Origin of the sequence: uncultured Serinicoccus sp. (genome assembly GCF_947487915.1) — a bacterium.
GTDB lineage: Bacteria > Actinomycetota > Actinomycetes > Actinomycetales > Dermatophilaceae > Ornithinicoccus.
On record NZ_CANKYH010000002.1, the window covers coordinates 227245 to 239641 of the forward strand.

At 72.7% G+C, this 12397-nt stretch carries 10 protein-coding genes, 1 tRNA gene and 1 pseudogene; 4 read left to right on the top strand and 8 right to left on the bottom strand.

Features of this window, described 5'->3' with window-relative positions; translation table 11 throughout:
• The first annotated feature begins 608 nt into the window (after positions 1-608).
• Positions 609-1627: pseudogene (locus Q0795_RS02950) on the top strand (M17 family metallopeptidase).
• Here Q0795_RS02950 and Q0795_RS02955 read toward each other — a convergent pair.
• The 5 genes from Q0795_RS02955 to Q0795_RS02975 all read right to left on the bottom strand — a co-directional run bounded on the left by Q0795_RS02955 (position 1577) and on the right by Q0795_RS02975 (position 7550).
• The gene (locus tag Q0795_RS02955; RefSeq protein ID WP_298886263.1) at positions 1577-2650 is read right to left on the bottom strand and encodes an AI-2E family transporter; all 1074 of its coding nucleotides are present in this window, start codon (positions 2648-2650) and stop codon (positions 1577-1579) included. The pseudogene Q0795_RS02950 and the gene Q0795_RS02955 sit on opposite strands and share 51 nt — an antisense overlap.
• A 20-nt stretch (positions 2651-2670) precedes the next feature.
• Positions 2671-3876 carry a hypothetical protein gene (locus tag Q0795_RS02960; protein ID WP_298886265.1) on the bottom strand — a complete coding sequence of 402 codons (1206 nt, stop codon included), beginning with the start codon at positions 3874-3876 and terminating at the stop codon, positions 2671-2673.
• 136 nt (positions 3877-4012) lie between these two features.
• Entirely contained in the window at positions 4013-5707 is a 1695-nt protein-coding gene (locus tag Q0795_RS02965; protein WP_298886267.1) for an AarF/UbiB family protein, read from the bottom strand.
• A gap of 250 nt (positions 5708-5957) precedes the next feature.
• Positions 5958-6041 (bottom strand) — tRNA-Leu (locus Q0795_RS02970).
• A gap of 93 nt (positions 6042-6134) precedes the next feature.
• Positions 6135-7550 carry a DNA polymerase IV gene (locus tag Q0795_RS02975; RefSeq protein WP_298886268.1) on the bottom strand — a complete coding sequence of 472 codons (1416 nt, stop codon included), beginning with the start codon at positions 7548-7550 and terminating at the stop codon, positions 6135-6137.
• A 78-nt stretch (positions 7551-7628) separates the two neighbouring features.
• Here Q0795_RS02975 and Q0795_RS02980 point away from each other — a divergent pair, with 78 nt between their 5' ends.
• The 3 genes from Q0795_RS02980 to Q0795_RS02990 are packed head-to-tail and all read left to right on the top strand — an operon-like array spanning position 7629 to position 9701.
• Positions 7629-8159, top strand: a complete 531-nt coding sequence (locus Q0795_RS02980) for a YbhB/YbcL family Raf kinase inhibitor-like protein (RefSeq protein WP_298886270.1) — start codon at positions 7629-7631, stop codon at positions 8157-8159.
• Positions 8156-8704 (top strand): YbaK/EbsC family protein, encoded by a 549-nt coding sequence (locus Q0795_RS02985; protein ID WP_298886272.1) that lies wholly within the window; start codon positions 8156-8158, stop codon positions 8702-8704. The genes Q0795_RS02980 and Q0795_RS02985 overlap by 4 nt, the downstream gene beginning before the upstream one ends.
• Positions 8705-8720: 16 nt before the next feature.
• Entirely contained in the window at positions 8721-9701 is a 981-nt protein-coding gene (locus Q0795_RS02990; RefSeq protein ID WP_298886274.1) for a bile acid:sodium symporter family protein, read from the top strand.
• A 203-nt stretch (positions 9702-9904) separates the two neighbouring features.
• Here Q0795_RS02990 and Q0795_RS02995 read toward each other — a convergent pair whose 3' ends face one another.
• The 3 genes from Q0795_RS02995 to Q0795_RS03005 are packed head-to-tail and all read right to left on the bottom strand — an operon-like array spanning position 9905 to position 12353.
• Positions 9905-10744 carry an RNA methyltransferase gene (locus Q0795_RS02995; protein WP_298886276.1) on the bottom strand — a complete coding sequence of 280 codons (840 nt, stop codon included), beginning with the start codon at positions 10742-10744 and terminating at the stop codon, positions 9905-9907.
• Positions 10741-11505: a sulfite exporter TauE/SafE family protein gene (locus Q0795_RS03000; RefSeq protein WP_298886278.1), complete on the bottom strand. Its 765-nt coding sequence runs from the start codon at positions 11503-11505 to the stop codon at positions 10741-10743. The genes Q0795_RS02995 and Q0795_RS03000 overlap by 4 nt, the downstream gene beginning before the upstream one ends.
• Complete coding sequence (locus tag Q0795_RS03005) at positions 11502-12353, bottom strand: ABC transporter ATP-binding protein (RefSeq protein ID WP_298886282.1); 852 nt, start codon at positions 12351-12353, stop codon at positions 11502-11504. Before Q0795_RS03005 ends, Q0795_RS03000 begins: the two co-directional genes overlap by 4 nt.
• Positions 12354-12397: the final 44 nt, after the last annotated feature.

The following is a 12397-nucleotide window of genomic DNA, read 5'->3' on the forward strand; positions in this document are numbered from 1 at the left end:
CCATCATGGACACCCTCACCGGCGTGAGCGCCGTCGCCCCCTCCCTGCAGCATCCCGTCCAGGTCCGGGTGGTGGCCCACGACGACCCGCTCGACGGCATCGAGGCCGTCAGCGTGCCGGTCACCAGCACGCACCCGGTGCCACCGCTCCTGGGGGTGGACCACGAGGGCCTGCGCCGGGCCGGGTTCCGGCCCACGGTCGGACACGCGCTGCCGTTCCCGGGTGGCGGTATGCCCGTCCCTGTCGCCGTGGGGGTGGGCGATCTCGACGAGCTGGACGCGGCCGGCGTCCGGGACGCGGCCGCGGCCTTCGCCTCGGCGGTGCCCTTCGACGCCCAGCTGGCGACGCGGGTCCCGGTGTCGGAACGCCTCGGCCCGGCTGCTGCCGCAGCGGCGGTCGTCGAGGGGGTGCTGCTCGCGCGCTACCGGTTCAGCCTGCGCAGCAGCGCGACCGAGGTGGTCGACGTCGCCACGCTGACCCTCGTGGCACCGGCCGGCGAGGAGGCCGCGGTCCGCGAGGGTGCCGACCGTGGCCGGCTGATGGCCCGGGTGGCGATGCTGAGCCGTGACCTGGCCACCTGCCCGGCAGGGATGCTCACCGCCACCGCGATGGCCGACCTGGCCCTGGCCCTGGGTCCGGGCGCCGGCCTGGAGGTGGAGGTGTCCGGCACGGAAGAGCTGCAGGAGATGGGCTGCGGGGGCCTGCTCGGGGTGAACCGGGGAAGCGTCCAGCCGCCCAGGATGATCCGGTTGTCGTACGTGCCCGAGGGCGGTGGGTCCGAGGGCCACCTCGGTCTCGTCGGCAAGGGCACATGTACGACCCCGGGGGGATCAACCTCAAGCCCAGCGACGCCTCGCACTCCCAGATGAAGAACGACATGTCGGGCGCGGGGGCCGTGCTGGCGGCGATGACGGCGCTGCGTGAGGTCGGCTGCCGGAGCCGGGTGACGGCATACCTGATGTGCACGGACAACATGCCCTCGGGGTCGGCCGTCCAGCTCGGGGACGTGCTCGTCACCCGCAACGGCACCACCGTCGAGGTGATGAACACCGACGCCGAGGGGCGGCTGGTCATGTGCGACGCCCTGGCGCTGTGCGTGGAGGACGGGGTGGACGCCATCGTCGACATCGCCACCCTGACCGGGGCGTGCCTGCGCGCGCTCGGCACCGAGGTCGCCCGCGTGCTCGGGAACTCCCCGCGGCTGGTGGACCTGGTCCGGTCCGCGGGCGAGGCGACCGACGAACCCGTCTGGGAGCTGCCGCTCATCCGCCGCTACCGCTCACAGCTGGACTCCACCGTCGCCGACATGACCAACCTCGGTGGCCCGTATGCCGGTTCCATCACGGCCGGGCTGTACCTCGAGCACTTCGTCGACGGCACCCCTGGGTGCACATCGACATCGCCGGGACGGCGCAGGTCGAGGCCGGCACCCGGTGGCTGCCGAAGGGGCCGACCGGATTCGGTGCGCGACTGCTGGTGGAGCTGGCGACGGGCTTCGACGCCGGGCAGCCATGAGCCCGGTGACGCTGACCCTGGTGATGCTGCTGCTGGCGGCGCTCGCGCCGTGGCCCTTGCTCTACGCACCGCCGGTCCGGCGTTCCTGAGCCTGTTCCTCGTAGCGCCGTAGCCGTCCCAGGACGAGCACCCAGACGGCGACCGCGGGTGAGGACAGCATCGCGCCCAGCGCACCGGCCAGCGCCGCCCCGACGATCGTGGCCCCGAGGGTGACGATGGGATGCAGCCGGAGTGCGGTGCTGGTGAGGCGGGTCAGCACGATCGTCTGCACCACGTTCTGCACGACGAGCACGACCAGCAGCATGAGCAGCGCGGTGCGGGCGTCGGTGGCGCCCAGGGCGATGAGGGTGGCGAAGGCGCCGGAGAAGATGGCCCCCAGGTAGGGGACGTAGGAGGTGACCAGGGTGATGACGGCGATGGTCAGTGCCAGCGGCACGTCCAGCACCAGCGCGGCGCCACCGATGAGGACCGCGGTCAGCAGGGCGGACAGGGTCAGGCTGCCGAAGTAGGTGCGGACCGCGCCGATCGTGTCCAGCACGATCCCGGACCCCAGCTCCGGGTCCGGACCCAGGTGCCGGGCCACCCAGGCGGTCAGCGCGTGCCAGTCGGTGATCACGTAGTAGACGAGGAAGGTGCCGACCGCGGTGCCGAGGGCGAAGGATGCGGTCCCGGTGAGCAGGCCCGGGAGGTAGGCGGACGCGCCCCCGAGGGAGGCCGAGACCAGCTCGGCGGCCTGCTCGCGCAGGGACCCCTCGACCACGGGGACGCCGCGCGTCCCCAGCCACTCCTCGACCGCGTCGAGGCCGGCCGCCATGGACGCGCCGATCTGCGGCGCCTGCTCCGCGACACCGACCACCATCAGCCAGCCGGACAGGGTCAGCACCCCGCCGAGGAAGGTGATGACCAGCAGCCCTCCGACCGACCGGGGCACCCGGTACCGGGCCAGCAGGTCGACGGCCGGTGCGAACAACGCGCCCAGCACCACGGCGATCACCAGGGGCACCGCCAGTCCGGAGACCTGGCCCAGGACGGCGACGACGACCGACGCCCCCACCGCGACACCACCGAGCAGCCAGCCGCGGATCCCCCACAGGTGCAGCCGGGAGGGCCGCTCCGCCGGAGTCGAGGTGACCATGCGCGAGGGCTCCGTGATTCTCAGCGGCCGATGGCGCCGGCGAGGATGCTCGTCACGACCACCGAGGTGATGGTGACCGTGGAGAACCCGGCGACGATCATCTTCGGCAGGATCTCACCCTCGATCGCGGCGACCTCCTCGGGGCTCTCCCCCGCGCCCTTGGCCGCTTCCTGGGACAGGATCATCGTGCCGGGGAAGCCGTACAGCGAGGTCAGGCCGATCGCCACCGACATCGGCACGCTGTAGCCCACCAGCGTGCCCACCAGAGCCGCGAAACCGGCGATCCCCACCACCCCGAAGAGGAAGGCCAGCAGCAGCGGGAGCGCCAGGGCCGCGTCGTCGGAGGGCTCGACCGTCGCCAGCGGGGCGAAGACGAGGATCATGATGGCCAGCATCATCAGGCCGAGCGCGTCGATGCCGGAGAGCACCGAGGGACGCAGGACGCCAGTGGTGCGCAGCGCGATGCCGAGCAGCAGCGCCACCACGAAGGTGTTGAGGATGCCGTCGGTGAGGTTGTCGACCCCGAGGCTGGCGAGGACGACGACCCCGACGACCACCAGGGTGCCGGGGGTGGTCTGCAGCGCGGCCGGCAGGCGTGAGGTCGCGACCTCGGCCTCATCCGCGACCGCGGGCGCGGCGAGACGACCGGCGCGGTACTCCTCCCGCAGCCGCCCGGCCTCCTTGCGCAGGATGAGCGAGGTGAGCGGGAACCCGACGAGCCCCTGCAGGGCGGCGATGAGGACCGGGAAGATCGCGATGCTGGTCAGCCCGACCCCGAGGGCGGCCTCCTGCACGATGAGCACCGAGATGGTCCCGCCGCTGAGCGAGCCGGTGCCGGCGACGATGAAGTCGAGAGCCTGGGCATACCCGTCCGCGGCGGTGCCGCTGATCCGGGGGCCGAAGACGAGACCCGCGACCAGCAGGGACACCCCGATCCCCAGCACCGTGGCCACCCCGACGAGGAACGTCTTCCACTGCTTGGTGAAGTCCTCGAGGCTGATCATCGTGCCGAGGTGCACGATGATGAAGCCGACCACCACCCCAGCCAGCCCGAGCAGCGAGGAGCTGGTGAGCAGGTCCTCGGGGAAGATGTCGGTGAGGAAGCCCACCAGGAAGATGATCGAGGCGACGAACAGTGACGACAGCAGCGACTGGGTCCTCTTCGCGACGAGGTCGCTCACGGTCCAGACCAGCATGACGACGACGAAGGCCAGGACGGGGTTCATCGGTCCTCCCCTCGAGAGCGGTGACAGGTCATGAACAGCGTCACCCTGGTGGAGGAGGTCGGCACCACCCGCTTCGGGTGGCCCGGCCCGGTCTGGGCCGTCGCAGGCTACGGCTCCACCTGCGGCCACCTCTGGGTCAGGACAGCCCGCGACGGATGCCGCTCACGAACGACCAGCCGAGGGGCAGCAGCGACGCCGCCATCAGGAGCCGACCGAGCACCTCGTCCGAGGAGTGCAGGACGGCCCCGGACAGCAGCAGGGCGGCGAAGACCAGCACCGAGGTCAGCCGTGCCACCGACCGCTCCACCCGCGCCACCTGGGCGTTCAGGGTGGGGGTCCGGACCACCAGCTCGCCCCGCTCCGCCTGGGTGAGGACCCGGTCCGCCCGGCCCGGCAGCACCAGCGCGAGTCGGCCGAGGGCCATGGCCTCCTCGGCCACGGTCCGAGGCAGTCCCTGCCGTTCCTCGTCCAGCAGCCGACGCGCGTAGGGGGTGATCGTCCCCCAGGCGTCGAACTCGGGGTCCAGGCCGGTGCAGATGCCAGAGAGGATGCCCATCGAGCGACCCAGCAGGAGCAGGTTCTCCGGCACCTGGAACGGCAGGTCGCGCAGCAGCTCACGGAACTGCAGGCCGAAGCGCACCAGGTCCTCGGGAGGGATCTCCTGGAGCTCGTCCATCCGCAGGCCGCCGAAGCGGTCGAACACCTGCTCGGCCGCGGACTCGATCAGCGAGAGGTCGGCTCCGGGGAGCAGCAGGTCCAGCCGGGTCAGCCCGTCGACGAAGCGGTTCGCGTCCCGCAGGCCCACCGCGACCAGGATCTCGCGCAGACCGGCCCGCAGCTCGTCAGGGATGTGGCCGACCATGCCGAAGTCGATGAACGTCAGGGTCCAGTCCGGGGTGTCCGGGGCGTCCGGCCCGGTGCCGCGTCGTGGGGTGACGAAGAGGTTGCCGGGGTGCGGGTCGGCATGGAAGAAGGCGTCGGTGAAGATCTGCTGCAGGAAGGTCTGCGCCAGGACCTGGGCGACCTCGCCGCGGTCGATCCCGGCGGCGGAGATCGCAGCGGTATCCGCCATCTTGATGGCCGAGACGTCCTCCAGGGTCAGCACCCGACGGCTGCTGAGCTCCCACACCACAACGGGCACGCCCACCCTCGGGTCGTCCGCGAAGTTCTCCGCGAAGGTCTCCGCGTTGACCGCCTCGGCGACATAGTCGACCTCCTGCAGGGTGGTGGTGGCGAACTCCTCGACCAAGGCCCGCACGTCGGCCCGCTGCCGGATGGGCCGGTAGCGCTCCATCCAGCCACCGACGCGCCGCAGCGCCGCCAGGTCGACCTCGATGACCTGCTGGATGTGCGGGCGCTGCACCTTCACCACGACGTCCGCGAAACCCAGCTCCTCCGCCTCGGCCGGGCGCAGCCGGGCGCGGTGGACCTGTCCCAACGAGGCCGCCGCGAGCGGCGTCTCCTCGAACCAGGCGAAGCGCTGGTCCACCGGTCGGTTGAGCTCGGCCGCCGCGACGGCCCGGATGGCGGCCACGTCCTCGGCCGGCACCTCGTCCTGGAGCCCGGCCAGCTCCTGGGTGACCTCCGGCGGCAGCACGTCCAGGCGGGCGGAGAGGAACTGGCCGACCTTGATCATCAAGCCGCCCATGGACACGGCCAGTGCCCGGAACCGTACGGCCGTGCGCCGCGCCCGCTCGGTCCGGGTTCTCTCGGTCAGCCGGCGCAGACCCAGGCGGCGCAGCACGATCTCCCACCAGATGAAGCCAGCCGTGACCCGCCCGAAGAAGAGGACGATGCGCCAGTAACGGACGCGGAGGTCGGCGGACCTCATCGGGTCCGGCGGGTCGTGCTGCCCAGAGCCATGGTCCTCCGACCGGACGTGACCGAACTGTCACCTCATATCGTAGGAGAGGGTCGGACGGGGCCGACGGGCGCTCCCCGCCGGCACGGAGCGTGCGTGCCCTGGGGAACGCCTGCGTCACCAGGACCTGCGCAGGAGGACGCACCTGCGGGTGTGAGCCGCACGACGAAGGCCCCCGGACCGGTGGTCCGGGGGCCTTCACGTCCTCACGAGGACGACGTGTCCGGAGGGGGACTTGAACCCCCACGCCCGTTAAGGGCACTAGCACCTCAAGCTAGCGCGTCTGCCATTCCGCCACCCGGACAAGGGTGTTGCTGCGACACCTGTGGGAAGTGCGCAACGACCGTCAAGGCTAGCACGCTCCGAGGGTGCATCTCGCCACTCCGGTGGGGCGGCGTCACCCTGGCCCGCGCGGGTCGTCACGCCACTCCGGCGGGTCCGCCTGCTGCAGCGCCAGGTCGTCGTCCGCGAAGGTCCGCACCGGCCCGGGGCCGGTGCGCGGGCCCTCGAAGCGCACCGTCACCACACCCCTGCCGCTGCCCCAGACCCAGCCGGCCCCGTGCTGGTCGTGATGCACGTCCTGCCCGGTGCGCCACCCCGACAGCAGGCGTCCTGGGACCGCCCGCGGCTCCTCCGCGACGCCGGAGGACGCCTCAGCGACCCCGTCCTCGAGGACCGTCGACCCGTCCACGTCGGGTAGCTCCACGGCCCCCGCCACGGGGTAGGCCGTGTCCAGCGTGAGCTCCTCCTGGGCGTGCGCGGTCAGCCCGGCCACGCCGAGCCCGAGCAGCCGCAGCCCGCTGGTGACGTCGACGGAGCCGAGGAGCCGCCGGCCCTCGCGCAGGATGATCCCGGCGTCACCCGTGGCGAAGGGCAGCGTCCCCGACCGTGTCTGGGTGGTGAAGTCGTGCTGACGCGCCTTGACCGTGATGGTGCGGGCGAAGACCCCGGACTTCTCCAGCCGCCGCGCGAGACCCTGCGACATGCGCCCCAGCTCGGACTCCAGACGACCCCGGTCGACCACGTCGGTCTCGAAGGTCTCCTCCACGGAGATCGACTTCGCCTCCCGTTCGACGACCACCGGGCGGTCGTCCTCGGCCCGCGCGAGCCGGTGCAGGGCGCTGCCCTGGGCGGTGCCGAAGATCGAGACGAGGTCGGGCTCGGACATCCGGGCTAGGTCGGCGACGGTGTCGACGCCGAAGCTGTGCAGGCGAGCCCCCGTCGCCGGCCCGATGCCCGGGATCGCCCGCACCGACAGGGCGTGCAGCACCTCGAGCTCCTCACCCGGCCGCACCACCGTCACGCCGGCGGGCTTGTCCATCTCGCTGGCCAGCTTGGCCATCATCTTGCTCGGCGCCAGGCCGACCGACGCGGTCAGCCCGCCGGTCGCCGCGGTGATCTCGGCGAGCAGGTCCCGGCACCACCGCTCGAGGTAGGCGTCGTCCCAGCCGAGCGGACCCTCGGGCGGGGTGAGGTCGACATACGCCTCGTCCACCGACACCTGCTCGACCAGCGCTGACCGCTCCCGCAGGAGGCCCATGACGACCTCCGACGTCGCGCGGTATGCCGGGAACCGGCCGGAGAGGAAGGCCGTGCCGGGCGGGCAGCGGCGCCGGGCCTCGATGGTGGGCATCGCGGAGCGGGCGCCGTAACGGCGCGCCTCGTACGACGCCGTGGCGACCACGCCCCGGCCGCCGAGACCGCCGACGATGACCGGGCGGCCCCGCAGCGAGGGCTTGTCGCGCTGCTCGACGGCGGCGAAGAACGCGTCGAGGTCGAGGTGCATGATGCACCGACGTCCCTCGCTCGCCATGGCGCCCACTGTGCCACGCACCCCCGACACCCTGACCACCACGTGCGGGCCCACGGCGCTCGCGTTAGGTTCGTGGGCATGAGTCTGGAGCGCACCCTTGCCCCCCACCCCGTCGACACCCTCCCGGCCGCGCCGGCCGAGCTGCAGGTGACCAGCACGGACTTCACCGAGGGGTCCCCGTTGCCGGAGTCCGCGGGCTACGCCCAGGGCAACACCTCCCCGCAGCTGGCCTGGTCCGGGGCCCCGGAGGGCACCCGGTCCTTCCTGCTCGTCTGCCACGACCCGGACGCCCCGGTCGTCGGTGGCTTCTCGCACTGGGCGGTCCTCGGCCTTCCCGCAGACGTCACCTCCCTGCCCACCGGTGCCGGGCAGGAGGGGCACGACCTCGGCGAGGGCGCCATGACGCTCGCCAACGACTTCGGCACCCACGACTGGGCCGGCTGCGCCCCGCCCGAGGGCGACGTGCCGCACCGCTACGTCTTCACCGTCTGGGCGCTGGACACCGACGACACCGGGCTCGACGCCTCGAGCTCGCTCGCCAAGGCCCAGTTCATGACGCTCGGCAACGTGCTGGCCCGCGGGTCGATCACCGGCACCTACCAGCTGTGAGCCTCACCTGGACCCCCGCCCTGGACCGTCCCGACCTGCTCGCCGAGCCGGTCCGGCAGGCGCTGGAGGCGATGGCGGCTGACGGTCACGACGTCACCGCCGTCGAGGTGACCGAGATCGATCCCGACCACGCCGACACGGCCGTGCTGGTGGAGGCCACGGGGTGGGACCTGCGCGACATGGCCAACTGCATCGTCATCGCCGGGGCGCGCGCCGGGGAGGAGCGCGTGTGCGCGGCCCTGGTGCTCGGGCATACCCGGGCCGATGTCAACAAGACCGTGCGCAAGCGTCTCGACGTGCGCAAGTGCTCCTTCATGACGATGGAGGACGCCGTGCAGCGCAGCGGCATGGAGTACGGCGGCATCACGCCCCTCGGTGTACCGGAGGACTGGCCGGTGCTCGTCGACGCCCGCGTCGTGCAGCGCGAGCAGGTCGTCGTCGGGTCGGGCCTGCGGCGCAGCAAGCTGCGGCTGCCCGGGGCGATGGTGGCCGAGCTGCCGGGTGCCGAGGTCGTGGCGGACCTGGCCCTGGAGATCGCCGCCTGAGCGCCACCCTGACGCGATGAGCATCGTCGACGGCGCGACGCCGACCTCCCGGGCCGAGGACCGCAGCGCCTACCGCGCGGTCACCATCTTCCCGCTCCTGGTCCTGCTCGCCGGTGGGATCGGGTATGCCTTCGCCGGCCCGGTCTCCGGCGGCGCCGGACTCATCACCCCGCTGCTGGGCGTCATCATGTTCGGGATGGGGCTCACCCTGACCCTGCCCGACTTCGCCCTCGTCGTGCGCCGCCCGCTGCCGGTGCTGCTCGGGGTCGCGGCGCAGTACGCGGTGATGCCCCTCGTGGGCCTGCTCGTCGTCACCCTGCTGCGGCTCCCGGACGAGATCGCCGCGGGCGTCATCCTCGTGGGCTGCGTGCCCGGCGGCACCGCCAGCAACGTCGTGGCCTACCTCGCCCGGGCCGACACGGCCCTGTCGGTCACCATGACCTCGGTGTCGACCCTGCTGTCTCCGCTGCTGACGCCCCTCCTGACGCTCTGGCTGGTCGGCGAGCGGCTGCCGGTGGACGGCTGGGGCATGGCCCGCACCATCGTCGTCATCGTGCTCGTGCCGGTGGTCCTGGGCCTGCTCGTCCGCCTGCTCCTGCCGTCACTGGTGCGGCGGGTGCTCCCACTGATGCCGTGGTTCTCGGTCCTCGTCATCTGCGTGGTCGTCGCGCTCGTGGTCTCCCTCTCGGCCGACCAGCTCCTCGAGGCGGGCCTGCTCGTCGCCGCGGCCGTGGTCCTGCACAACCTGCTCGGCCTGAGCATCGGGTATGCCGTCGGCCGCGTCACCGGGGTCGGCGAGCGGTCGGCGCGCACCATGGCGATCGAGGTGGGGATGCAGAACTCGGGGCTCGCCTCGGGCCTGGCGGCCACCTTCTTCACGCCGGTGGCGGCGCTGCCGGGTGCGGTGTTCTCGGTGTGGCACAACCTCTCCGGCGCTGTCCTCGCGGGGCTGTTCCGGCGCCGCGACGCACGGCAGGACGTCCAGCAGGACGGCTGAGCGCGGGGGGCCCGGTGACAGGAGGCCTGCCGCACCGACAGGCGGTCCTGAGCGCGGCTGTGCGCGGTCGTGGCCCCTGGAGGGCCACACCCGCGCACAGTCTTCGGCCTCACGACGGGAATCTGCACGAGCGGGCCGCCACCGTGGGCAGCTATGGCCCCTGGAGGGCCACGACTGCACACGAACTGGCCGCCACGTCCACCTCAGCGTGGCCGGACCGCCCAGAACGCCACGGCCGAGGCGGCCGCGACGTTGAGGCTGTCGACGCCCCCGCCCATGGGGATCCGGACGACCAGGTCGGCCGCCTCGACGGTCCGGCGGGACAGGCCGTCGCCCTCGGTGCCCAGCACCAGCGCGAGGCGCTGCGGCGGCCGGGCCTCCAGCTCGTCGAGGTCGACGGCGTCCTGGGCGAGCGCCAGCGCCGCCACGGTGAAGCCGGCCTCCCGGAGCACACCCACGCCCCCGGGCCACGGGTCGATACGCGTCCAGGGCACCTGGAAGACGGTGCCCATCGAGACCCGGACCGCCCTGCGGTAGAGCGGGTCCGCGCAGCGCGGCGTCACCAGCACGGCGTCCACCCCGAGGGCCGCGGCGGACCGGAAGGCGGCGCCCACGTTGGTGTGGTCCACGACGTCCTCCAGGACGGCGACCCTGCGCGCCCCGGCCACCACCTCGCCCACACCGGGCAGGGTGGGCCGGTGCATGGCCGCGATGGCCCCCCGGTGCAGGTGGAAGCCGGTCATCTCCTCGATGACGCCCGGACTCCCGACATACACCGGTATGCCGTCCGCCAGGGCGGGGCGGACCAGCTCGGTGAGCTCGGTCGCCCAGCGCGGTGTGAGGAGCAGGGAGCGCATCCGGTGCCCCGAGGCCAGCGCGCGCCGGATGACCTTGTCGGACTCGGCGAGGTAGAGGCCCTCCTGCGGCTCCAGCACCCGGCGCAGCGCCACGTCGGTGAGCTGGAAGTAGTCGCGCACCCGTGGGTCGCGGGGGTCCTCGACCCACACCGCTCCCGGTGGCAGGTCAGCCGGGGCCGCGCTCATGTCAGCAGCAGGTTGACGATCGCCACCGTGCCGATGACGACGATGACCGCCCGCAGCACGGCTGGCGGCAGCCGGCGTCCCACCCGGGCCCCCAGGACGCCGCCGAGGATGGACCCGACCCCGATGAGCAGGACCACCGTCCAGTCGACGAGGTCCGGGGCGACCACGAGGAAGACGAGTGCCGCCACGAGGTTGGCGATCGTGGCCAGGACGTTCTTGATGCCGTTGATCTGCTGCAGTCCCAGCGGCAGCAGGATGCTCATGATGCCCAGCAGCAGCACCCCCTGTGCCGCGCCGAAGTAGCCGCCGTAGACCCCGGACAGCAGGATCCCCACGATGAGGGCGACCCACCGCCCCGGGGTGATGCGGTCGGCGTGCTGGCGGGCGGCCCAGCGCTGCAGCCTGGGGCCGAAGACCACGAGCAGCAGCGCGATGAGGATGAGGACGGGGACGATCGTCTCGAACGCCTCGGGCGGCAGCACGAGCAGGAGGAGGGCGCCGATGACCGACCCCACCAGGCTCGCCGGTCCCAGGCGCCACAGCATGGGCCCCAGCGTGCGCAGCTCGTGACGGTAGCCCCAGGTGCCCGCCAGCCCACCGGGCACCAGGCCGAGGGAGTTGGACACGTTGGCCGACACCGGGGCGTACCCGAAGAGCAGCAGCACCGGGAAGGTCACCAGCGTGCCGGACCCGACGATCGTGTTGATGGTGCCCGCCGCCAGCCCGGCCAGGACGATGGCGCAGACCTCGAGGACGCTCACGCGGTGGTGCGGGGCGCAGTGTCTGCCGCGGCCGTGCCGGACGCAGAAGTCTCCGCCACCACCGTCGTCGCGGCGCGGGCCGACCAGCGGTCCCCGTGCCGGTCGACCACGAGCGGTATGCCGAAGGTGGCCGAGAGGTTCTCCGCCGTCAGCGTGAGCTCGATCGGGCCGGCGGCGATCACCGAGCCCTCCCGCAGCATGAGGATGTCGGTGAAGCCGGGCGGGATCTCCTCGACGTGGTGCGTCACCAGCACCAGGGCCGGGGCGTCGAGGTCCGCGGCGAGCACGCTGAGGCGTCCCACGAGGTCCTCCCGGCCGCGCAGGTCCAGACCGGCAGCCGGCTCGTCGAGCAGCATGAGCTCGGGGTCGGTCATGAGCGCCCGGGCGATCTGCACCCGCTTGCGCTCTCCCTCGGAGAGGGTGCCGAACCGGCGGGCGGCCAGGTGCGCCACCCCGAGCGCCTCGAGCAGCTCGGCGGCGCGCTGGTCGTCGGTCTCGTCGTACTGCTCGCGCCAGCGGCCGACCACCCCGTAGGCCGCGGTGACGACGACGTCGCTGACCCGCTCCTCGTCGGGGATCCGGTCGGCGACGGCGGCGCTGGAGACCCCGATCCGGGGGCGCAGCTCGAAGACGTCGACGGCCCCCAGCACCTCGCCCAGGACGCCGGCGACGCCGGTGGTGGGGTGCATGCGGCCGGAGGCGAGCTGCAGCAGCGTGGTCTTGCCGGCCCCGTTGGGCCCGATGACCACCCAGCGCTCCCCCTCCTCGACCGACCAGTCCACCCCGTTGAGCAGGTCGGTCGTGCCACGCCGGACGCCGACACCGGCGAATTCGAGGACATCGCTCATGGCGGGCCACTCTAGTCGGGAGCGAGGTGTCTACCATCGCCCCC